The organism is Prevotella sp. tc2-28 (genome assembly GCF_900107705.1).
Classification (GTDB): domain Bacteria; phylum Bacteroidota; class Bacteroidia; order Bacteroidales; family Bacteroidaceae; genus Prevotella.
Genome location: NZ_FNRE01000023.1, coordinates 1 through 23,109, shown reverse-complemented (window position 1 = coordinate 23,109; position 23,109 = coordinate 1). Strand labels below are relative to the sequence as shown.

The window sequence follows — 23,109 nt, the reverse complement described above, 5'->3', positions numbered from 1 at the left end:
CATCATCAGCACTCGCTTCAATAATTCGTCCTTCTCCATACCTTCTAATTACTCTACAAAGGTACGAAAAATTTTCGAGATATGCAAGCTTTTTAACCATTTAATTTGCTGATTATCAACATTTTACACAAAGTTTAACACTTCGTTTCTGCAGGTATTTTATTTAATTGTAAGCTGCTTAATCACAGGTGATTCGAGTACTGCCACCAGGTCTTTCCAGTCGATGGAATAGACCGGTTTGTCCTCCACAAACTTCAGTTTCATAAACGTATATCCGTTGGCAAATGTCTTCTGATGCACATAGTAGGCATTCTCCTCAAAATTCACCATTTTCACCGTCCTCTGGTTCTTCGACATGAAGATAAAGACGTCGCCATTGTCGGTTTGCAGGTGGTGCTTGTGTTTCACAATCTGAAGCAGTCTGTGGGCGCCACAGCGCATATCGTTTATATCGGGTACGAAGTAGAATTTCTTCAGTCCGGAGATGGTCAGCATACCACCTCCAATCTCTCAATCAGATGCTTGAGTTCAGTGAAACTTATTCCCGTCTTCACAATCTTCATCCCATCAGGGAACTTGATGCTGATGGAGATCTTCTTGCTGATGTTAGCCACCCGGTCAGCAGGATACTTAAAGGGATGCCTTACAGGATCATGAACCTTACTCTCCTCACTAACCTTTGCTGCTTCAGACTGAATCTCCGCCTCTTCTTCAGCGGGCATTCCTGTCACTGTTATCGGATAGACCTTCTTATGCGTCTTCCTGTACCATTTGTCGAAAGTTGGAAAGTCAACTCCGTGCTTTGTGCAGAATTCCTCTATCGAGATATTCTTCGGGAGCCCTTCAGCCTGGTACAAAAACCAAAGGCTCTCAAAATCTTTTGAACTGTACACCATAGATCTCATTCTTAAAACGAGTCCAAAGGTATCAAATTCTCTATTCATACACAATACGTCAAAATTGACAGCTTACTTATATCATCAGCTTATGTACTAAAGAAGATAATAAACCAAGACACCTATTATATATTATAAATAAATCATAAATAAAAGATATCTTCCATTCTTTTTTATAATTGTGAAAAATTGAATCTTTAAGAAACGGGCATGATCTTTTATGCCATGCATATCTTAATAATCCCCAATGAACAAATTCCATTTTACAAATATACTTCTTATCCAACATATATTTCGCAATTAGATATTGCTCATGATCATTCACGCCATCTTTATTGTGTTTAGCAGTTGTATTTCCCTCATGCATCCTGAAGTAATTAAATATCTCTGGAATATATATAACATTTCCTTGTTCTGATAGATAAATCCAGAAGAGCCAATCACCACAACCTTGATAATTCATATAATCTTTTTCTATTTCCTGTAAAACATCCTTTTTAAAAATAGCAGAACTGGCATTACATACTAAGTTTACAAATTTCATTTCTTTAGCAATGAAATCTCGCCCCTGCATACATATCCTTGAGTTCTTATACTTCTGACTTGGATATATGTCTGTCATTACTCCATCAGAATTTATCATAACCGAACGGCAAAAAGACAATACACATTTGGTATCCCTCATGAATTCAGATACAAGTTTTTCAAGGAAATTATGAGAACATAAATCGTCACTCTCTGCAATCCAAATCAATTCACCTTTAGCCAATTCAAATCCTTTGTGCCATTGTTTAAAAGTTGAACCACTATTCTCATTATTAACGACGATGTGAGAAATATGGGGATTATCTTTATATTGATTTATTAGCTCTACGCTATTATCTGTTGACTTGTCATCCAAAATAATAACCTCAAAATTCTGGTACGTCTGATTCAGAACGCTCTGAATACGTTCATCCAGGAATTTTGCATGATTATAGTTGGGTATAATTACTGATACTAATGGATTATTCATCATACTAGTTATTTAAAATAGAGGAAATGACCGATTCCATTTTACTGTCGTTTTCATATATCTTTCTGACTATAGACTTTGCTTGGCTTCCCAATTCTAGCCTCTTTACTTCATCAGATAGTAACATATTAACAGCATCTGCCATTCGGCCCAGATCCATATACGGAACCATTATACCAGCCCCTTTTTCTATCCATTCTTCAACTCCTGTTGCTCCATAGAACCCTACAATTGGCTTTTCCATGACCGCAGCCTCCTGAGCCACCAGCCCATAACTTTCCTCGCGGGACAATAACAAAAGAATGTCTAGTTGGGCTATATAGTCAAGTGGGTTATTAATTCCTCCGAGCATAATTACCTTGTCCTTCAATTTCATTTTCCGCAAAACAAAATCCAACAAAAAAACAATCTTTTCTGGCATTTTTCCGATGATTACCAATTTACAGTTCTGCTTAGGATATTTTTCAAAGAACCTGTGCAAAAAGAGAGGTACAACATCCGTTGCCTTAGCCCATTCTTCCTTACAGAAACACCCTATCAATCGAGCATCCTCCTTGTAATCATGAATATTCAAAGAGACATTGCCCTTTAAAAGAAGATCAACCCACGATGACACTGGGTGCTGTATCATTATCTTACATGGCCTAACCGCATAATTATCTATCAAATTTTGAGCAGCCAACCTACTCACCGTTATCAATGTATCAAAATAGTCCAATGGTATACTGGGAACAAAATATTGTTTCATCATGCATTCTGCCTCATGAACATGACCAATTAGCCTAATTTCGCCCATTTTTTTCTTAATCTGGACAGCCTTCCCAAAAGATACTACAGAATTAGCATAAATACAGTCATAATGTCTTCTTACCAACTGACGATAGAGATACCACTCTGTCAATCTCATGATATGCAGCACCCTTGTCATTCTGGGATTATCTATCCACCCTTTATATATAGGACATAACCTTCTGTATTCGCCCAGCAGTTCTCCACCCCTGATAAAATAAACCTCGGGGGCAATCTCGGTGTGATAGTTTTTACATATAAAACTAATTTCCTGCAACAATGCTATTGATGCTCCCGTTCGACTTGCCTCATGTGCAATAAATAAGACTCTCATTATTATGTCATTTCAAAGTTTTATTAAGCATACGGATAACCCACAACAAGAGAGTAAACCGTCTGCCTCCATATTTTCTTATATGCCAGAACCCGCATTTATCCACATCCTCGTAAAAATACTGCATCTTCTGTGATTCTTCTATCCACTTGCGATTCTCGCAACCGAACAACTCATTGTAAACAATCTCATTTTCCTTACTTATCAAATCTAAATTCACAGAAGATATGCCTGTGGTATCATAATCTGCTACGACCACATTCATGTGTCGGAAAACCCGCCCTTCACGAAACCATTCAACAAATCTGAACCAATCAGAAACAATCTTGAAATCTTCACGATAGCCAGCACTTTTCAATAACTCCGCCTTAATATAGGACGCTGGATGTCCTATGCTATGAGACAGGAAATAGTGCATTGTCAATTTCTTTGGATAATGAATAATATAGTTGTCATTCACTGACAAATAATTTAAATCACCATAAAACACATCAGCATTCTGTCCTAGATAGACAGAAACCATCTCTAACGTATTAACCTGATGGAAACAATCACCTGAATTGAGGAACTGAATATACTCTCCCTTGGCCTTAGCTATACCCTTATTCATAGCATTGTACACACCTTTGTCTGGTTCCGAGCACCAATAGGCAAAATGTTGTTGATATTGTTCTATCAGCTCTTTACTGCCGTCAGTGCTTCCTCCGTCAATGACAATCCATTCGTAGTCCTTCCACGTCTGGCAGATGACAGAGTCAATAGTCTTCTGAAGGCCGTCTTTATTATTATAGTTGATGGTTATTATTGAGAGTTTCATATTATTGAGCCAAAACTTTTTTATACAGGTCTAAATATTGCTGAGCAATTTTATCATATGAGAATCTGTTTATCACATCCTCACGTATTATCTTAGGGTCGTATTCTCTGCTCATCGCCGTTTTTATTCCATTTGCCAATGCATCGGCTGTAAAGTCTCCACAGACAACCCCATTATTATCATTTATTAAATCAGTCGCACCACTACAAGGAAAAGCAACTACAGGCGTTCCACACGCCATTGCCTCTAGTGGAGTCTGTGAGAAAGTCTCTTCCAACGAGGCCTGAATGAAAAAATCTGCAGATGAATAGTATTTTGAAATTTTATCTTGATCATTTAATAATCCAGTTAATAAAATTGGAAAAGATGCATCTGGTGTAGGTTTAGTTGACATTCCAATACAAACCAACATCTTATTTGGGATGTCTATTTTTTCTAATGCATTTACAACCCTATTCAGCCCCTTGTTCGGATCATGTATTTCATATGCCGAAAAAAGGAAAATTTTTGCATCAGGTAATAGTCCTATCTCTATTCTGCCTTTCTGTTTATCATATAATTTAAAACGACTTACATCAATTCCATTGTGAATAAGAGTTACAGGGAATCCGCAAAGGACATCTGAGTCCTGACAAACTTTCAACATCATCTGAGAAATTGCGACCAAATGCAAATTATCTGCTTTCAGTAGACTTTTACGTTTAACCTGTTTACAATACTCATCCAACGTTTTTAAGTTTTCTGGTATAGGATAGAAATCGGAATTGTAATGTTGCAGACCTACAGCAGGATATTTGTCATGTAATGTCCATACGATTGGCTTTCTTACCTCTTTGAAAAAAGTAGGATAATCAACAAATCCAGAAACCCAATGAAGATGAATAATATCAGCCCACTTTATTAAAGGATGATGAGCTAGGTTCTTATATTGTGACAAAGGAATATGCAAATATAGATGATTCGAATTTGCAGAATCTACCTGAGACTGAAGTTTCTCTGCATCCATCATAAACGGCATATAGTGAATAAACCTCCATATAAGACTTCTTAAAACAGGTATTCTTAGCCACCAGCAATCGTCCTTCCTTGCGATATTCCACCCTTTATCTCCAGACGAATTCTGACCTACAGCAAAAAGCATCCTAGAATTCTCTCCTGCTTGAACAAGGGCCTTATTAATCCGCCTAGCACACAATGCAGCCCCCCCTTGTTGATATGTGTTTATATGCAGAACTTTCATTTTAGCAATTTTTTATCACTCTATCAATAACATTTTTCCAGTTTTTTTCCGTAACAAAAAGACGCGGAAGTTCCAATAAATTCGTTCCATAACAGATTAGACCGTCATTTGTCGTAGCAGACGTTTTAAACCCTAAATGCTTAACCAACTCGACGTCATGCTTTGAGACTGCTGTTGCTTCACCGAATGGAAATGCGAAATGATGCATATCAATACCAACATTATTCTTCATCTCACTAGCTGCATAGTTTATGTCTTTTTTTATTTCTTCATCCGTGAGTCCCGTAAACGCACTGTGCGAATAAGTATGATTACCAATCGTACATAATGGTTCCTTTGAAAGTTCCCTTATTTGTTCCCAGGTGAGTCCAAGTTCATCATTACCATATCCATAATTAATGTCGTAATTCTTAAACAATGTCTTCAATCCTTCAAGAAGGCTAGATTGGGGTAACTTTAGTATGACTTCACGTATATCCAAGAAAGCCTGTTCCTTTTCTTCCTTGGTGGAGCAATTGAAAGAACGACCATCTGCCAAGACTATTTTATCTTGCTCCAACACCAATTTTTCAAGGATTTCCCACCAATATAACATTCCCCCTTTGACCATCTTTGTACATACATAAATAGTATAAGGAACATTCAATTTCCTAAATAAAGGGGCTCCATTTATATAATTATCTCTGTAACCATCATCAAGAGTAACAACGATGCAGCGACGTACATTCTTCTTCTTACTGATAGATTCAGACAGCTCATCAAGTGAAATAAACGTACAATCATGCTTTCGGGCATACATCACCATCTTTTCTAATTCAGAAGGGGACATTTTCAAATGCTGATTATACCAAATGCCATTAGGATTTGGTGTGTCTATTCGATGGAGCATTAGTAAAGCCCCAATGGAACCGCCTGAACAATGAAAAAAGCGCATTAAATAGCCCAAATTGCTCATCTATAATAAAATAATATTTCCTGATAACAAGTCCATCCTCCCATCATTCTCTCTTAATCAAGTATCAATGTTTCAACTTACGCTTGACGAACGTCAATTCTTGTATATCATCAGAAATAGATATTAGAATATAGCCTCTTATATACATTGTGATCAACAATTTAAAAAACAGTCTCTCTCCATTTTTAAAAAAGCGATGGTGAACTTCAACGCATATTTGATCAATATCTGCATCGCATTTTTTTAAATTTTCAATGACTTTAAACTCCGTGCCTTCTATATCCATTTTTAATATATCAACATGACTATGACCGTTCTTTTTAAATATAGTATTTAAACAATGCATCTGCACGTCAATTCCAACCTTCTTTAACCCATCATAATATTCTGCTGAGCCTGAAATATCAGGAAAATCATCAGAAGGAAGATAAAATTTAACCTTCTCATCTTTATCCGATAAACCATAAGGGAAAAAATGGAAATGAGGATTATTACTTAACTTGTGTTTATTTACAAAATCTATGGCTTTTGGAGTTGGATCATAAGCATATATTTCTGGAACCATAGAACTTATTATACTGTCACTAAATGATAAGTCTTCACCAATTCCAAAGGAGTAAACTATAACGTTACCCTTCTTTTGCTTTAACTGATTATCAAAAATAAAAAAGCCACCATAGTCATTACCGTACCTTGATATTGGATATAATTTTTCCCATCTATGAGCTCTTCTTATTATATAAGAAATCAACTTCCTATAAACGAATGATTTAAATCTTGGTATTATCATAAAACCTCAAAATAACATATTTTACATTATAGCTTTTCTAATTTCCTCTACTCTATCAAGTTTCTCCCATGTAAACAGCTCCACATCGATGGTCTTTGTTTCATGGTAGTGACTGGTAAATGTTTTCTTCACCACCTCATTCTTACGGCCCATATGACCATAGGCAGCTGTCTCTACATACATGGGTTGGCGAAGTTTCAGGGTACGTTCAATAGCCTTGGGACGGAGATCAAAGAGTTCTTCAACTTTCTTTGCAATCTCGCCATCGCTCATCTTAACATGGCTCTTACCATAGGTATTCACATTGATGCTAACAGGTTCTGCCACACCAATAGCATAGCTTAACTGCACCAGCATCTCGTCAGCGACACCTGCTGCAACCATATTCTTGGCAATATAGCGAGCTGCATAGGCTGCACTGCGATCCACCTTTGAAGGGTCCTTTCCTGAGAAAGCACCTCCGCCATGAGCACCCTTACCGCCATATGTATCAACGATAATCTTACGGCCGGTCAAGCCCGTATCTCCATGAGGGCCGCCTATCACAAATTTACCTGTTGGGTTCACAAAGTACTTGATGTCGTCATTGAACAATGCCAATACTTTCTCACTCTTAATCTCACTCTTGACACGGGGAATCAAAATGTTAATGACATCCTCACGTATCTTCTGTAACATACGCTCATCATTAGAATCGAACTCATCGTGCTGGGTAGAAACCACAATAGTATCAATGCGCTGAGGAATATTATCATCGCTGTACTCGATGGTCACCTGACTCTTAGAGTCTGGACGGAGATAAGTCATCTCCTTACCCTCACGACGGATATCAGCCAAAGATTTCATCAAGTGGTGGGCCAAATCGAGAGATACTGGCATATAGTTTTCTGTTTCGTTGGTTGCATAACCGAACATCATACCTTGGTCACCAGCACCTTGATTTTCCTCTTCCTCACGACTAACACCACGATTGATATCATCGCTCTGCTCATGAATGGCACTAAGTATACCACAGCTATTACCATCGAACATATATTCAGACTTGGTATAACCGATACGATTGATCGTCTTACGAGCAATAGTTTGAAGGTCGATATAGGCCTCACTACGAACTTCACCCATAATAACCACCTGTCCAGTAGTTACAAAACTTTCAATAGCACAGTGAGCCTTGTCATCATAGGCAAGGAACTGGTCAACTAATGCATCACTAATCTGGTCGGCCACTTTATCAGGATGACCTTCAGAGACTGACTCTGATGTAAACAAATAACTCATAATCTCTTATTTATTTTATATTCTACTATTTCACTATTATATTAAGCATCTGCGAATACTTTACCGTCTTCCAGAGTAATCTGGAGTTTTGTGTATTCACAATGAAAATCATTTTTCAAACGATCCAAATAGCGAGCACACTCCCATTTGCACATCGGTAGATCATGAAGCAAGTAATTGCCACAAGCTTCAGGACGAGTTGCAGGCACTTCGTTCTGAGTGAGTATCCACTCTATACACTCGATAGTAAGTGTTCTCATATCTTGAACGGTATAGCTGCCAGTCATAATAATATACATACCTGTGAGGCATCCCATGGGGCCTACATATACAACATCCTCCTTGGCTCTTGAATTACGGAACCACGTAGCCATCAGATGCTCTATGCTGTGAATAGCTGCTGGGGCTACCGCAGGTTCCTTATTGGGCTCTGTGATACGAAGGTCAAATGTCGTAAATCCTTTGTCCTCACGAGACACATAGATGCCAGGCTTCAAATGTGTATGATCTATTGTAAAACTTTGTATTACTTCCATATATAATTTACATTAATTGTTAATAATCGAAAGAACAAATTCTTTGGTAACACCAAATGATTCATCAGCCACATCACTCCAGAATTTGTTATAATCTATCTCGTTATTGGGTTTTAAAGGAATGTCGCTAATCACACGGAAACTCAAGAATGGCATTTTATATAGATGACAAATCTGAGCCAAAGCTGCAGATTCCATATCTACCGCCAAGGCATCAGGGAAAGCATCTACAATAGGCTTCATTTTATCAACACTATCTACAAACCAATCACCAGAAACAATCAATCCAGGTACGATATGAGTATTACACTTAAGTTGTTTGGCAATTTCAACCAGTTTGGAATCTGCCTCATACTTAGCTGGCAGGCCTTGAATCTGGCCTAATTCATTCGGCTGACCACACCATACATCGTGATAACATATCTGCGTACTTACGACCACATCACGGATTTCCAGATTAGTGGAGGCGCCCCCAGCACAGCCTGTAGATATTACCACATCTGGGCAATAATTATCAATCAAATTAATGACTCCATAAGCAGCATTCACCTTGCCAATACCACTTTTTGTGACTATTAGTGTATTATTCCCGAACTGGCTAATCCAAAATGTCTGGCCTTTCTGAAGGCATTCCAGTGAATTCTTCATCAGTTGCAACAGTTGCTGCAACTCCTTGTCCATAGCAACAATTATTCCTATTCTCATATCAGATTGTCAAAAGAGTAGTCAGATCAATCCCTTTGAAAAGATCTCGACCATGAAGACCTTCATCGGTTATCTCAATAATGAAATTGACAAACACTTTTTTAGGATTGAAATGCTGCACCAATTTATAGGCGGCCATGGCAGTGCCTCCTGTAGCCAGCAAATCATCATGGATCAATACTGTATCATTCTCGTCAATCGAATCAATATGCATCTCAATGGTGTCAACACCATATTCCTTAGAAAAAGACTCCTTGACAACAGTAGCAGGTAATTTACCAGGCTTACGTGCCAATACGATACCACATCCCAACCTTGCTGCTAAAGCAGATGCCATGACAAAACCACGGCTCTCAATACCAACAATCTTGGTGATACCCTTATCTTTATAAATGCGCTCCAACTCATCAAGCATCATCTGTACACACTCTCCATTCTTGTAGAGTGTTGTTACATCCCTGAAATTGATTCCTACCTTTGGGAAATCAGGAATGCAACGCAAGTTGCTTATTAATAGTGAATTGTCCATTAACATTATGTTAGCTTCAATTATCCCCTTTCCACATGTATTGTTAGGTTATTTCCTTTTTCCGTTCAAATGCATCAATTAAAGAGTACTTACTTGCATTATATACATTTACCCCTACATAATCAGCATAACCTTTCAACTCCCAATATTGAGAAAATGCCCTGGATATACAATCTAGTTGTTCATGCAACTTCTGAGGTATCTTTCCTTCTACGTCTGAATATATTGGCTTTCTCTTCTTATCATAGAAATGAGTATCTACAAAATATAGTTCATTCGTTTCTTGATCTACTTCAAGTTCTTCAAGCCATGTCGTATCAGCACCAATTAAATATATCTTCTTATATCGTAGGAAGATACCAAGCCATACAGCAGTATTTAAGACTGTCTGCGCAGGTGGAGCAATAGAATTCGAGTCCCACAGTTCATATTTAGACAACTGAGTGGAATGATTATAATTTATATTATTATAATAAAATATATGAATATAAGGATTTGTACTAACCCTCTTAACAAACTGACTATGATAAGCACTAGATGGTATAATCAGATTAATGTCCCACGATGTTTGAGCTATGAAAGTCTCTATAAAACGAGTTATTTTCGTCTTTAGCCAATCTGCATATGTTTCCAAATCTCCCCAATAGGCAGGATCTGCAAGCAGATAGTACTTTGGCTTAATCTGTGCATAATATTCAGTTTCACAGAAATGATTCACCACCAAACTATCTTTTTGCATTAATATCTGTTCATTCTCTTTCAGGCTTTGAAGTAGTGACGGGCCATTACCTATGACAACTAATGTCACTCCGTTTATTTGCACTTCTCCAATTGAAGAGGATAATTTCACAATTTTCTGTCGCCTTACAAATATCAAATTCTTCAATTTAATAATGATAGGCGGGAGGAACAATTTTATTAGATATTTGATAGACGGCATGATTATGTTAATATTTGATCAACAAATTCCCTTACACATCCTTCTCCACCTTTTTTACTCATAACCATTATACCTGGAATAGTTTGCACTTTCTTACAAGCATCAGCAGGACATGCAGCCAAACCAACATTAGAGAGTAGATCAATACAATTGATGTCATCTCCAATATATGCAACTTCATTAAGACTAATACCAATATCCTTACAAATATCTATCGCAACAGCCAATTTCCCGCCATCACGCTGACTTTGACTTACATAGTCAACCTTAAGTTTTTTCGCACGGTTTGTTACAATATGTGTGTCCTCTGAAGTGATAATCCCTGTGTTAATACCTTTCTCACGGAGTAACTGAAAACCCATTCCATCACGGGTATTGAACTTCTTCAACTCGTCACCACTTTCTGAGTAATACATACCACCATCAGTCAAAGTACCATCAACATCACAAAGAAAGAGTTTTATCGGCTTCTTTATGTATTGTCGTTTAGAAAGGACATGTTTCTGCATTAGATTCTCCAAAACAAACCAATCATCAGGTTCATCAATCTCTGTTGCTGTATATTCTGGCATCTCATATATACCTATTTTTCCACCAAGTCGGTTGCTATTTTCTAGAATCTTTTTTACTGTATTGATGTAGAATGCACCATTCTCCATGAGCATCCCCTTAAAGTTTTGTCTGCGAGGACGGTTCTTATAGTCATAGTTCATAGTGGTACCGTCTTCTTTCCAAAAAAAGCGGAAGTTTCGGACACATGAAAGGATACTGTCGAATTTGCCTTTTACATACATCTGCAAAGCTTCTGTAAAATGAATAGCCTCAGTGAGTGGTGATGTAGCTTGTACAAGCATGAAAATGTTATCTTTAGAAAGATGGGCATAGTTGATGTATTCCAACATAACACTCTCTGTACTTGCAGTATCGCACGCATTTTCGTCAGATCGACGATATAATGTTGTCTTAGCATAATGACGACTTTCTACAGTTTGCCAAATTTCATCGGAGTCTGTAGCAACAATTATTTCATCTACCAAATTACAAGACTCCAAGGCCTCGATGTTCCAGCAAACGAGTGGCTTTCCGCAGAAGGGTTTTATATTCTTTAGTGGGATTGACTTAGACCCTCCTCTTACAGGAATAAAAGCTAAAACCTTTTGATTGTTCACCATTTTACTTGATTTTTCTTAAGTTTGTCACGCTGTACCTTCTCTATGTCAAGAATATCCTCACGTTTGTAGGTAAGCGCTTTGGCAACCGCACGGCAATCACGAGCCAACTTACGAACGCCATCCGGTTCTAGTGATGCAGCATGATCTGTGCCTTTCCAAGTTCGATCAAGTGTATAGTGACGTTCTACCCACTCAGCCCCTAGGGCAACAGCAGCGGAATCAACAGCTATGCCCAAATGATGACCAGAGAAACCAATAGCTTTCACACGGTCAGCATATAACTCACGGAGCTTTACCAACTCTAAAAGGCAAATATCCTCAAAGGGAACTGGATATCCTGACGTACAATCGTAAATAACGAGATCCTTATTGCGTCCTTTCTCCTCAAAGAAAGACACTATCCGTTCTTCCTCCTCACGAGTTGTCATACCGAAAGAGAGATGAATTTCGCCCTCAAAATTGTCACAAAGATAGGTCAGCATCGGCTTATTCAAGTTACAAGCAGAAGGCACCTTGATAAGCTTCGGTTTCAGAGTACAAATTTCCTTAGCAGAAGTGACATCCCAGACGGACGTAGAATACTCGATGCCATACTCATTGCACCAAGCCTGCAACTGGCGGTGTTGATCAAGCGTGAACTCCAAGAACTCACGATGTTCCCCATAAGTTTTACCATAGGAATTCTCTGGATGAGGATGGGGGGCATTATATTCCTCCGGAGTCAACAACTCACGATTACAGCGTTTCTGAAATTTGACTACATCAACTTTACAATATGTTGCAGCAGTCACAATCATATCTCTTGCTATCTGCATATCACCTTTGTGATTGCAGCCTATTTCTGCAATAATCTTTGGAACTTTCATAATAACTTGTCTTTCCATATTATATCAGTTTTAACGACTCCTCCACGCGTAAAGCTTTTTCTGGAGCCATCTGTAATTACATTAGATATCTCAAATTGCAAACAGTCTTCCTTTCTTTGAATCACACCTATATTTGGTCTTCCTATATCTATCGAAATACTATATTTCCCTGGAAGAAGGAAATCTGGTAATGTTAAAGTTGTAACATGCTTACCCTTCTGACGATCTTTTTCAATTTCTCCTAAGTTATCAATATCCCATGAATGAAATAAAGGAATTGAATCCCTAAACAATGAAAAACTAATATTTGTATTATGTAAATCTTCTTTCACCTCATAACTGATAGCAACCTTAATTCTATCAGACATGTCTATCAATTGATCATCCGTTTTTCCTTCTACATATACTCTTATACTTGTAAATGATGCTGGTAATGCTTCATCCACATTCCATTTGCACAAACGTTTACTTAAGTCATAACCGCTCATATATTCATTAACAACATCATTTATTGAACCTTGTGCTTTTACCATGCCATTCTCCAATAATATACCATGATTGCATAAAGTCCGAATGCTTGCCATATTATGACTTACAAACAACACAGTACGCCCCCCTCCTTTCGAAACATCCTGCATCTTACCGATGGCTTTCTTCTGGAACTCGGCATCACCAACGGCCAACACTTCATCGACAACGAGGATTTCGGGTTCAAGATGGGCAGCGATGGCGAAGCCAAGACGAACGGTCATACCTGAGGAATAGCGCTTAACAGGGGTGTCGATATAGCGTTCACAACCAGAGAAGTCAATAATCTCATCGAGCTTACGGCCAATCTCTTGTTTGGTCATACCCATAATGGCACCATTCATGAAGATATTCTCACGACCCGTCATCTCGGGGTGGAAGCCTGTTCCCACCTCTAAGAGTGAGGCAATACGGCCTCGGGCACGGATCTCACCAACTGTGGGCGTAGTGACACGGGAGAGAAGTTTCAGCAGGGTGCTTTTACCGGCACCATTCTTACCGATAATGCCCACAACATCACCTTGTTCAATTGAAAAGTTGATATCTTTCAATGCCCAGACGTAGTTACTATCACCTTTCTTGCTGCGATCATTGGTTTCTCCTATCTTCAGGTTGGGGTCTTCCTTATGACGTACATTCATCGTCCACCAACGATTCAGGTCTTGAGTGAAGGTTCCTGTAGAGACAAGACCTAGTCGATATTGTTTACCTACGTGATCAAATTCGATTGCATTCATAAAATTTTCGTTGAAAATTTAACCTTAACCCTAACCTTAACCTTAACTATTTTCTTTTCGAAGCGTATTTGACAAACCGTGTAATTGTTTCTCAATTTCTTCCAACTTAAATAAAAGTTCCTGATAGAGTTCAGGCGTTAAATATTTTACATTCTTTGCTATTAAAAGTTGTGTTTCTACTTCAAATGCAGAACCAATGGAATGGTCTAAAAAGTGAGCAAACTCAACATCTGAAGGTTTTGCAGATCCTTCTGCTATATTACTACTGATAGATACTGCGGCACGTTGGAGTTGGTCGCAAAGGCCTTTTTTCTCGAACCAAGGGAGTTTTGAGGTGACTTCGTATACGAGTGTTGCGAAGTCTACGGCATCTTGCCATACCTTGTACTTCCTAAAGTTCCGTGCACTATTCATCACTATGTCAGGACTAGTTTACACCGTATCCATGAACGAGCGCTGCACCTTGTTGAAGATAATGATGCCCCAGAGCATGAGGATGCTCATGAAGGCGAAGCTATAGCCGAGGGCTCCCCATGAGAAATAGCCCTGGCCAAGGGTGGCATATTTGAAGGCCTCGATGATAGAGGTCATGGGGTTTAGCATGATGATAGTGTGCAAGGTCTCGTTGGTGACCATACTGATAGGATAGACAATAGGTGTGGCGTACATCCAGAGAGAGACGATGAAACCAAAGAGTATCGTTAAATCACGGTACTTTGTCGTCATAGACGAGATCAGGATGCCGAAGCCGAGACCAAGACCTGCGAGCATGACCACCAGGATGGGAACGAGGAGGATAGTCCAGGTCAGATGAATGTCACTGCCTGAGACAAAGAAATAAATCCAGAAAGCAATAAAAAGTAGCAGCTGGATACCAAAGCGCAACAGGTTGCTCATAACCGTGCTGATAGGTACCACCATACGAGGGAAGTAGACCTTGCCGAACATGCCCTGGTTGGCCACAAAGGTATTGGAGGTCTGGTTCAGACAGTCGGAGAAATAGAACCAGCAGACGTTACCTGCCATATAGAACAGGGCCTGGGGGATGCCATCGGTGCTCATGTGAGCAATGCCACCAAAAACCACCATGTTCATAATGACCGTCAGAACAGGTTGTATCAGATACCACAACGGTCCGAGGATTGTCTGTTTGTACTGTACCACGATGTTACGTTTCACAAAAAGGGTTATCAGGTCACGGTAGGCCCATACCTCCTTGAGGTTGATTTTCCACAACTTCTCCTGTGGCCTGATAATCATTGTCCATTCTTTTTCCATATTTTTAGTTTACCATTTACAGTTTCTTGCGCTCCATGGGTGCTCAGGCGAGCAAGCTCGGAGTCCTGTTTACTGTTTCTTGTTTATTGTTTGGGGTGCTCAGATGAGCAAGGTTGGAGTTATGTGAGAGAGGAATTCGTACGAACTTAACCTTTAGATACGTCTTTCCCTTGTCCGATTTACATAGTAAATGGACAGGGCTAAGGTTAACCTAAATGGGTATAGTTCAGCGAATTACCTCCTCTACACGAGGGACTAAGTCCCGTAGATTTATAGGAAATGTGCACTATATCGCTTGCAAAGGTAATAAAAAAAATTGGATTAATTGTATAATTTTTGAGAAAAGTTTAACCTTAACCCTAACCTTAACGCTAACCTTCTTGAGACCTACGGAACAAGCGAGCAAGCTCGAGCGAACGCTAACCTTAACCTTAACGCTAACCTTAACCCTAACCCTAACCCTAACCTTAACCCTAACCTTAACCCTAACGTTAAAGATGGCGGTATTTTTTATTTACAGAAATTGAAGGAAATTTGGAGGGGTGGAGAGGGGGTGTTTTGGGGGTGGTTTATTTGAGTTAACTCGATGGATTAAATGAGTTAACTCGTTGGATCGTTTGAGTTAACTCACGGGGTTTAGGGGGTTAACTGTTAAATATTCTTAAGCAGACGAAAAGTTTTCGGAATTTTTGACAAATCACGTGACCATTTTGGTCACACTGGGTATTCACAAATTTTCTACTTTTGCCACGCATTCACCGTATTGGTGGTGCATAACAATTGTTTAATTAAAATTTTCAATGATGACAAGTCTTGAGAAATTGACAAGTGAATGCACAGGAATTATCCTGAGCGTGGTGAGAGTGAGAGGGCGTCTCTGGTACATCAGTGACGTGAGTGGTATCAACCGCAAGTATCTGAACAAGAAGATGTTTCGAAGTCTGCGATTCTACCGGGTAGTGAAGTTGCTGTTCTGGACTTCCGAATGGATGGACAAGAAGCGATTCGTGGCCTTGGGGACGGAACTGTTTGAGAAGATCTGGGAGGCATGCAACAAGAACTACAAGGATGAGTGAGCATGATTTTTTCATGGCGGAAGAGCTGGCTGCAGCTGGTCAGCCTTCCGCTGACTTCACACCGGCTGTGGCGAAGTTGTTTGAGAGTCGGATCACAGAGAAGAGCGACATCAGCCAGATGACGTTCTTGTTCAGGTTGTTTGGGGTGGCGTGTTTCCCCCGTGGGGAACTGGTGGCTGTGGCTGGTAAGGCGAAGTCGGGAAAGACGTTCTTCCTGTCGCTGCTAATGGCAGCAGGGAGGGTTAACCCTAACCTTAACGCTAACCTTAACCTTAACGGGAACGATAACGGGAACGTTAACCTTAACGGGAACGGGAACCTTAACGCTAACCTTAACCCTAACCTTAACGGGAACGGGAACGTTAATGGGGGGCAGATGCCTTTGGAGAGGATACGGGAGGAGCCGCTGAGGGTGCTTTGGTATGACACGGAGCAGAGTCAGCAGAGTACGCAGGACATCCTGGTGAACAGGATTGGGAAGATGGTGGGAGGTGCTGTGCCTGAGGGGACTTCGTCTGCCTGTCAGGAGGCCTTGGAGAACCTGTATGCCTTCAATGTGCGCATGGCATCATGGGACGAGCGTCTCAGGATGTTTATGGACGTGGTGGCTTACCTGAAGCCTGACCTCGTGGTGCTGGATGGTGTGCGTGACCTGCTGTCGGATATCAACGACGGCAGGGAGGCTCAGAGCATGACGGAACGGCTGATGCAGTTGGCACAGCAGCACAAGTGCTGCATCGTCTGTGTGCTGCACCAGAACAAGTCGGGGGCTGACAACACCATGCGTGGATGGATAGGCACGGAGCTGACGAACAAGGTGTTCGAGGTGTATAACTGCGAGAAGCTGCGTGACCGCACCTTCAAGGTGGAGCAGACCATGACGCGTAAGTATGACATCGGGCGCCAGCTGTACTATCGCGTAGACGAGGACACACAGCTGCCGGTGGTGAGCGAGCATCCTGCGTGCAACCAGCCGCGTGATGCGCAGGGGCGCTGGGTGTGCCAGAACACGATTACCGTGGACTTGCGAAAGCTGTTCACCACAGCCATGGAGGGTTCCAACAGAAAGGCCTTCGGTGAACTGATGGCAATAGCCTTGAAGAAATGCGGCGTGGTGGATGCCAGGACGTACTACAGCTACCTGGAGGAGGCTCAGGCTCAGGACATCATCCGCGTGGAGGTACACCCCGCAACGGGTAAGAAGTGGGTGACGCTGACGGACGGCCAACTGCCATTCTGAATCTTTTTTAAAATTCATTGCCCCCTATAAAGGGGGGCAATAATTTATTTTTTTAAATTTAATTATTTATTTATGCGCGCGATAAAAATTTTCAAAAACCTACCTACCCTATCATTCCAAGAATTGGGGCTGCGCCTCGGCCTACGGGTGGAGGTATGGGATGGCCGGCTGGTCATCATGGCGCCGATGTGGCGCAGGGCACTGTCGACAGAGAGTGTATTCTGTAAAGCCGTAGTGGCAGCAGGCTACCTGACCGAACAGCAGATGAAGCGGGCGGCCCGTCGCTATCGGCTGGGGTGCACCAGCCAAGGGGGTGTCATCTACTGGCAGACGGACCACCAGGAGCGTATCCACGATGGCAAGATCATGTACTACCAGCCTGACTGTCACCGTGACAAGCAACACCACCCAACATGGGTCAGTGCCCTGCTGCAACAGCGCTACCAATGGGTGGACAGGCCCAAAGCCTCGCATTGCTTGTTCGGGCTACATTTGGTGGAGAGTGGTGAGAGGTTAGAGGTGAGAGGAGAATGGAGCGTATATTGTGTCGTGGAGGCTGAGAAGACGGCGGTGATTATGTCGGAGTGGTATCCGCAGTATGTGTGGCTGGCTACAGGAGGACTGGGGGAGGTACAGGCAGAGAAGTTCCGCCCTCTACGTGGGCACCGGCTGATTCTCTTTCCAGACACAGATCCGGAGGGGAAGGCGTACCAACGCTGGTATGAGGCGGCACGACAGGTGGAGCAGCAGTTGTGGTGGGAGGGCTCACCACCCATCTATGTGTCACCCCTCTTGGAGCTGCATGCCACGGTAGCGCAGAAGCAACGGAAAATAGATATCGTAGATTATTTGTTTGAAAGATGAAAGCCATGTCTAAATCGGAACTGGCCGCCAAGGCCGGTGTGAGTCGTAACACGCTGATGAACTGGTGTAAGCCGTATCAAAAGGAACTGGAAGCCATGGGACTTGGACCTAATGCCAAGGTACTCCCACCCAACGTCGTCCAATTCCTGGCCAATAAACTTTGCCTCGATGTTTAGAGGCTATAGTTCTAGCTGAAACAATAAACAATAAACTGTAAACGGGACTCCGAGCTTGCTCGCCTGAGCACCTACGGAGCGCAAGAAACTGTAAACGGGACTCCCAGCTTGCTCGCCTGAGCACCCATGGAGCGCAAGAAACGGTAAACTGTAAACAGTAAACGGTAAACTGTAAACAGTAAACAGTAAACAGAATCATTGCACCATATTGCCCGTAAACGCAAGTAAGTGCAAAGGGCACCTAACGGATGTAGTACCTTTGTACTGTCAGCCAATGAGACACAAAGTCGTGTCGAAGGGTAATACAAGTCCCCTACTGACGAGGGGCAAAAAAATGTCATTAAACGTACAATTCTACAAGGTTCACAACCACATGACCAACGAGGACATCGTGATGTCTCGTATCGTCAACCAACAGGTCTTGGACTTCAACGGCCTCTGCGAGTATCTCGCCGATGGCTCTACCGTTACGGCTGCCGACGTGTCTGCCGTGATGAAGCTGATCGAGTTGCGCCTGCCCCTCATCCTGGGACTGAACGCGAAGGTGATCTGCTCTCCCGAAGGTCTTACCTTCCGTCCGAAGGTGAGCGGATCGATCACCCAGAGCGAGTTGAAGAAGAAGCTGGAGGCGAAGCTGGCTGCCGACCCCACGCTGGACATCGACGTCAACCGTGACCTGGAGGCCAGCGACCTGTCTATCAACGATCTCACGGCGAGCATCGCCATCGAACTGCCCAAGAAGTGGGACGAGCGCTTCAAGGCGAAGGCGGAGTTTAAGCGAGTGAACGCTAACGGGAACGTTAACGGGAACGATAACCTTAACCCTAACCCTAACGAGGGAGATAACGGGAACGATAGCGCTAACCCTAACGATAACGGGAACCCTAACACTAGCGGGGATGACACCGGTGGTAATGGCCAGGGTTCCGACGACCAGGGTGGCGGCAGCATAGTCGATGGTGTGGATGAAGGATAGATAAAGAATTAAAGAATTGAAGGCTGCGATTAAGCGAGAGCAGAACCAAGCTTGCTTGGGTTTTGCCGAGCGTGAGCAGGCTCGATGTGAAACATCAAGAATTAAAAAATTTGAAAGATGAAGAAGAAGATATTGAAGTATGTCCTACAGATGTTTATTAACATCCTGGCGGCTGCAGCTACAGCCTTAGGTACCACCTCGTGTGTATACTGATGAGAACGATTACACTGATTGTCATTCATTGCTCTGCTGTCCGTCCTGGACAGCGGAGCTCTGCCGAAGATATTGACAAATGGCACAAGGACCGGGGATGGAAGGGCATTGGCTACCACTATGTCATACGGCGCGACGGCTCCATCGAGAAAGGTCGTGACATCGCAGAGGTGGGTGCCCACTGCTATCCGCACAACAGCCATAGCATCGGCATCTGCTATGAAGGTGGACTTAATGAAAAGGGGAAGAAGGCTGACACCCGCACCCCGGAGCAGAAGAAGACGCTACGTGAACTGGTAGGCCAGCTCCACCAGCAGTTCCCCAAGGCCCTCATCGTAGGTCACAGCGACCTGGAACCCTCCAAGCCCTGTCCCTGTTTTGATGTCATCAAGGAATTCGCAGAGTGGAATCCCCTACCCTGAAATACAAAAAGACCTGAGCGCTTGCTCAGGTCTTTTTGTTGTTCACGTCCATCCTCGCTTATCTAGGTATTTAAACAAGGGCTTTTCTAAACAAATTATTCTTAGCTGATCCACCACTGTACAAACAATGTAGATGCTTAATATACTTAATAGGCTATACAAAACATAGTTGTCAGAGTGGTATTGTCCCTCTACATTCAACATGTCTTTCCATAGCCACTGACGCATAGCGTCCGAATTCGCATGTATTTGTAGTACGCCAAAACAGCTTTGCGCCACCGTATTTATTACCTTTGACTGCGGAATACGCAAGTCTTTAAAATACATGAATGCACAAACAGACAGTAACACTGCTAATAGTTTATTTGAATCACTTATGAAATAATACTGGGGCAGATTGTATCCAGTTCTTTCTGCTATAAATAATATCATTATTACGCTTGCTAATGAAAGAAAAAGTGCCCCCCCCAGGAGATATCCCCAATGAAGTTGTTTCATGGGTTGATACATGCGGATGTAGCTTGCTATGAAATATAATATACAGAACCATACAACATAGTTTATTGTTACCTGACCCAGCATAAACGTTTTTATACCCGAAAAAATAGAAAGGCATAAAACAATAAGATAGAGATGTTGTCGTCTTGTCATATTATGTACCAGCGTATTGAGGAAAGGAATAAACAGGTAAAACATAATGAAACAACTTGTAAAGTACTGACTAACATCCAGCAACGACTGCATGTCACTCCATACGTTTTTCAATGTCAGTGCCTCATACCCAGACAAGAAGAAGATGGCATTTATGGCAACCATATAAAAACACACCTCAGTAAAAAGCTTTAGGAATTTCTTCAATGTTATACTTGATGTACACATAAAGTATCCCGTTATCAGTACGAAGCAATTAATTCCTACCTTTCCCCATGCGCCAAGAATATAGTAGTACAAACTTGGCAGAGATGTAGGATTCTCTTGCATAGCATGCATTACTCCAGAATTTACCACATAGTGATGCGCTACTATCAAGAGCATCACAATAATGCGGTATAACTCAAGGTTGGAGTTTCTCACTGCTTTAATACCATTTCTTTGCATATCTCTTATCATTGCTGTCCACTAAAAATCGCTAAGTAAACTGTCAATTTTGACGTCCAAGCTTAAAAACAGCCTTTTAGGGCAGCTATCGCTACCTGAAGCGTCTAAATCGTATTAAACTTTATTATTTTTTAATACCGATGGTCATCGGTAACATGTTCTTTCAGTCGCTACGCTTGATGAAAGCGGCAAAGCCGAGTGTTCATAATCTGTTCTTTCCAGCATAATTGCCTTGATATTAAATCGAAACTGCTTGCGTTTAATAAGGAACTGTATCATTGAAATCAATTAGTCTTTTCCCATAGATTTAGAATCCTTTAATAAGGGATGGCTAAACTCGAGCCCTGCTCGGCTAAGCCGCTTGTTCCGTAATCGACTTTGTCGCTTCGTCTGTCGAAGAAGGTCTCAAGAAAGGTATCATTTTCCCATTTCATACACTATACGTCCGCTCAAGTTTACTCGCTTTCTCAGAAAGAAAATTGACAGCTTACAACTGTATAATTCCTCTGCTAATGCCTGTCAGACGTTTTGTAAACTGTCAATTTTGACGTCCAAGCTTTAAAACCACCATTTTAGGTAGTTTTTGCCACCTGACGCGTCTTAATTAGATTAAACTTTATTATTTTTTAATACCGATGGTCATCGGTAACATGTTTTCGTAATCGGTTCTTCCTTGCATAATTGCTTTGAAGAATTCCTTAAAATATTCAAGCGTTGATACGCCACACATCTTGCACGTCTCGATAAACGTGTGGTAAACAACAGATACTTCAGCACCATCATGGCTGCCAAAAGTCAGCGAGTTTTTGCGCTCTACTGTCATAGGGCGTAGGGTGCGTTCAGCAAGTGAGTTATCGATACTGTACCGGCCATCTTTCAGATATAGGATGAGCTGGTTCCAGAAGCTCTTCAGATAGTTGAGTGCCTTGTTCATTAGGTCTCCTCTCATACCACTTGTATCAGCCAGGAGCTTGTCTAACCGCTGCCGTATTCTCTGTATGATTTTGGTGGTCTGTTCTCCTTGCCGTTCTTGCTGTATCTGCTGTGGAGTAAGATGTCTCAGTCGGTACTGTTCTTCCAGATCATACAGTCTTCCGATGTTCGAGATAAAGTATTCGGCATCTGCATCCTTACCCTGTTCCTGAGCATACTTAAACTTTGCCCTTGCATGGGCCAGACAGCACAGGTGGTCCACATCTACCAGCTCTTTGTCCAGATACATATAAACATTAAAGCCGTCCGACTGGAGAGCATCGATTTCAGTATTACCAAGGAAGTCGCGAAGCACCTGGCGTCCACGACTGCCATCATCATAGAAATAGACTGCAACCTTGGCTTCCTTATTCACCATACACCAGATGTATTTCTTTCCGTACTTACCAGCCACCTTCACTCTGCACCAGGTCTCATCACAGTTAACGACTGCACCCTTAGCGAGAAGCTTCTCCTTAAGTACTGGAAGCACTTTCTTAAGGTGATCGGAGCCCTTAACAAACCAGTTGTATACGGTATTTCGGCTGACATTCATCTTGTTGTTCAGCAAGCGTACCATCTCGCGATATACAGGAGTATTCATGTGGTACTTGTTGAATACGAGATTGGCCAGCAATGAGCAAGAAGCATGAGTGCCAGGGAAACG

At 41.7% G+C, this 23,109-nt stretch carries 27 protein-coding genes; 7 read left to right on the top strand and 20 right to left on the bottom strand.

All coding sequences use genetic code 11. The features are described from left to right. Window positions 1-159: 159 nt before the first annotated feature. From tnpB to BLU47_RS14145, 18 genes are all read right to left on the bottom strand, one after another. Window positions 160-495, bottom strand: a complete 336-nt coding sequence (gene tnpB, locus BLU47_RS14230; RefSeq protein WP_091964413.1) for an IS66 family insertion sequence element accessory protein TnpB — start codon at window positions 493-495, stop codon at window positions 160-162. Further along, window positions 489-896, bottom strand: coding sequence for a hypothetical protein (locus BLU47_RS14225; protein WP_091964410.1), 408 nt, complete (start codon window positions 894-896; stop codon window positions 489-491). Before BLU47_RS14225 ends, tnpB begins: the two co-directional genes overlap by 7 nt. 76 nt (window positions 897-972) lie before the next feature. Then, entirely contained in the window at window positions 973-1,914 is a 942-nt protein-coding gene (locus BLU47_RS14220) for a glycosyltransferase (protein WP_091964405.1), read from the bottom strand. Between the two features lies 1 nt (window position 1,915). After that, on the bottom strand, window positions 1,916-3,034 hold the full coding sequence (locus tag BLU47_RS14215; RefSeq protein ID WP_091964402.1) for a glycosyltransferase family 4 protein: 1,119 nt from the start codon (window positions 3,032-3,034) through the stop codon (window positions 1,916-1,918). 7 nt (window positions 3,035-3,041) lie between these two features. Beyond that, complete coding sequence (locus tag BLU47_RS14210) at window positions 3,042-3,851, bottom strand: glycosyltransferase family 2 protein (protein WP_091964399.1); 810 nt, start codon at window positions 3,849-3,851, stop codon at window positions 3,042-3,044. A 1-nt stretch (window position 3,852) separates the two neighbouring features. Then, window positions 3,853-5,091: a glycosyltransferase gene (locus tag BLU47_RS14205; RefSeq protein ID WP_091964396.1), complete on the bottom strand. Its 1,239-nt coding sequence runs from the start codon at window positions 5,089-5,091 to the stop codon at window positions 3,853-3,855. 1 nt (window position 5,092) lies between these two features. Then, window positions 5,093-6,037, bottom strand: a complete 945-nt coding sequence (locus tag BLU47_RS14200; protein ID WP_176780611.1) for a polysaccharide deacetylase family protein — start codon at window positions 6,035-6,037, stop codon at window positions 5,093-5,095. Between the two features lie 73 nt (window positions 6,038-6,110). Next, window positions 6,111-6,836 (bottom strand): FkbM family methyltransferase, encoded by a 726-nt coding sequence (locus tag BLU47_RS14195; RefSeq protein WP_091964389.1) that lies wholly within the window; start codon window positions 6,834-6,836, stop codon window positions 6,111-6,113. A gap of 21 nt (window positions 6,837-6,857) precedes the next feature. Then, entirely contained in the window at window positions 6,858-8,114 is a 1,257-nt protein-coding gene (gene metK, locus BLU47_RS14190) for a methionine adenosyltransferase (protein WP_091964386.1), read from the bottom strand. Window positions 8,115-8,155: 41 nt separating this feature from the next. Next, window positions 8,156-8,650 carry an S-ribosylhomocysteine lyase gene (locus tag BLU47_RS14185; RefSeq protein WP_091964379.1) on the bottom strand — a complete coding sequence of 165 codons (495 nt, stop codon included), beginning with the start codon at window positions 8,648-8,650 and terminating at the stop codon, window positions 8,156-8,158. A 12-nt stretch (window positions 8,651-8,662) separates the two neighbouring features. Continuing rightward, a complete protein-coding gene (locus BLU47_RS14180) occupies window positions 8,663-9,355 on the bottom strand; it encodes a 5'-methylthioadenosine/adenosylhomocysteine nucleosidase (protein ID WP_091964376.1) in 693 nt (230 codons plus the stop codon). A 1-nt stretch (window position 9,356) separates the two neighbouring features. Beyond that, window positions 9,357-9,884, bottom strand: a complete 528-nt coding sequence (locus tag BLU47_RS14175) for an adenine phosphoribosyltransferase (protein ID WP_091964373.1) — start codon at window positions 9,882-9,884, stop codon at window positions 9,357-9,359. A 43-nt stretch (window positions 9,885-9,927) separates the two neighbouring features. Further along, entirely contained in the window at window positions 9,928-10,734 is an 807-nt protein-coding gene (locus BLU47_RS14170) for a motility associated factor glycosyltransferase family protein (RefSeq protein WP_143025588.1), read from the bottom strand. A 92-nt stretch (window positions 10,735-10,826) separates the two neighbouring features. Further along, window positions 10,827-11,996 (bottom strand): N-acylneuraminate cytidylyltransferase, encoded by a 1,170-nt coding sequence (locus BLU47_RS14165; protein WP_091964368.1) that lies wholly within the window; start codon window positions 11,994-11,996, stop codon window positions 10,827-10,829. Continuing rightward, the gene (locus BLU47_RS14160) at window positions 11,990-12,862 is read right to left on the bottom strand and encodes an N-acetylneuraminate synthase family protein (RefSeq protein ID WP_091964364.1); all 873 of its coding nucleotides are present in this window, start codon (window positions 12,860-12,862) and stop codon (window positions 11,990-11,992) included. The genes BLU47_RS14165 and BLU47_RS14160 overlap by 7 nt, the downstream gene beginning before the upstream one ends. After that, window positions 12,859-14,127, bottom strand: coding sequence for an ABC transporter ATP-binding protein (locus BLU47_RS14155; RefSeq protein ID WP_091964361.1), 1,269 nt, complete (start codon window positions 14,125-14,127; stop codon window positions 12,859-12,861). Before BLU47_RS14155 ends, BLU47_RS14160 begins: the two co-directional genes overlap by 4 nt. Before the next feature lie 42 nt (window positions 14,128-14,169). After that, window positions 14,170-14,541: a four helix bundle protein gene (locus BLU47_RS14150; RefSeq protein ID WP_091964358.1), complete on the bottom strand. Its 372-nt coding sequence runs from the start codon at window positions 14,539-14,541 to the stop codon at window positions 14,170-14,172. Between the two features lie 18 nt (window positions 14,542-14,559). Further along, window positions 14,560-15,405: an ABC transporter permease gene (locus tag BLU47_RS14145; RefSeq protein WP_091964355.1), complete on the bottom strand. Its 846-nt coding sequence runs from the start codon at window positions 15,403-15,405 to the stop codon at window positions 14,560-14,562. Between the two features lie 800 nt (window positions 15,406-16,205). Here BLU47_RS14145 and BLU47_RS14140 point away from each other — a divergent pair. The 7 genes from BLU47_RS14140 to BLU47_RS14115 all read left to right on the top strand — a co-directional run bounded on the left by BLU47_RS14140 (window position 16,206) and on the right by BLU47_RS14115 (window position 20,372). Further along, on the top strand, window positions 16,206-16,481 hold the full coding sequence (locus BLU47_RS14140; protein ID WP_143025586.1) for a hypothetical protein: 276 nt from the start codon (window positions 16,206-16,208) through the stop codon (window positions 16,479-16,481). Continuing rightward, window positions 16,474-17,721, top strand: coding sequence for an AAA family ATPase (locus BLU47_RS14135; RefSeq protein WP_091964349.1), 1,248 nt, complete (start codon window positions 16,474-16,476; stop codon window positions 17,719-17,721). Before BLU47_RS14140 ends, BLU47_RS14135 begins: the two co-directional genes overlap by 8 nt. A gap of 72 nt (window positions 17,722-17,793) precedes the next feature. Beyond that, window positions 17,794-18,585 carry a DUF6371 domain-containing protein gene (locus BLU47_RS14130; protein ID WP_091964346.1) on the top strand — a complete coding sequence of 264 codons (792 nt, stop codon included), beginning with the start codon at window positions 17,794-17,796 and terminating at the stop codon, window positions 18,583-18,585. Continuing rightward, the gene (locus BLU47_RS14125) at window positions 18,582-18,761 is read left to right on the top strand and encodes a MerR family transcriptional regulator (protein ID WP_091964343.1); all 180 of its coding nucleotides are present in this window, start codon (window positions 18,582-18,584) and stop codon (window positions 18,759-18,761) included. The genes BLU47_RS14130 and BLU47_RS14125 overlap by 4 nt, the downstream gene beginning before the upstream one ends. A gap of 334 nt (window positions 18,762-19,095) precedes the next feature. Beyond that, window positions 19,096-19,737, top strand: coding sequence for a hypothetical protein (locus BLU47_RS14120; RefSeq protein ID WP_143025585.1), 642 nt, complete (start codon window positions 19,096-19,098; stop codon window positions 19,735-19,737). Between the two features lie 117 nt (window positions 19,738-19,854). Continuing rightward, on the top strand, window positions 19,855-19,950 hold the full coding sequence (locus BLU47_RS14920; RefSeq protein WP_176780610.1) for a smalltalk protein: 96 nt from the start codon (window positions 19,855-19,857) through the stop codon (window positions 19,948-19,950). Further along, the gene (locus BLU47_RS14115; RefSeq protein ID WP_091964315.1) at window positions 19,950-20,372 is read left to right on the top strand and encodes an N-acetylmuramoyl-L-alanine amidase; all 423 of its coding nucleotides are present in this window, start codon (window positions 19,950-19,952) and stop codon (window positions 20,370-20,372) included. Before BLU47_RS14920 ends, BLU47_RS14115 begins: the two co-directional genes overlap by 1 nt. 42 nt (window positions 20,373-20,414) lie before the next feature. Here the strand turns inward: BLU47_RS14115 and BLU47_RS14110 are convergent, their stop codons facing one another. Next, window positions 20,415-21,482: an acyltransferase family protein gene (locus tag BLU47_RS14110; protein WP_091964312.1), complete on the bottom strand. Its 1,068-nt coding sequence runs from the start codon at window positions 21,480-21,482 to the stop codon at window positions 20,415-20,417. 607 nt (window positions 21,483-22,089) lie between these two features. Then, window positions 22,090-23,109: IS66 family transposase (locus tag BLU47_RS14105; RefSeq protein WP_143025584.1), on the bottom strand; the 1,020-nt coding region annotated here is incomplete at its 5' end.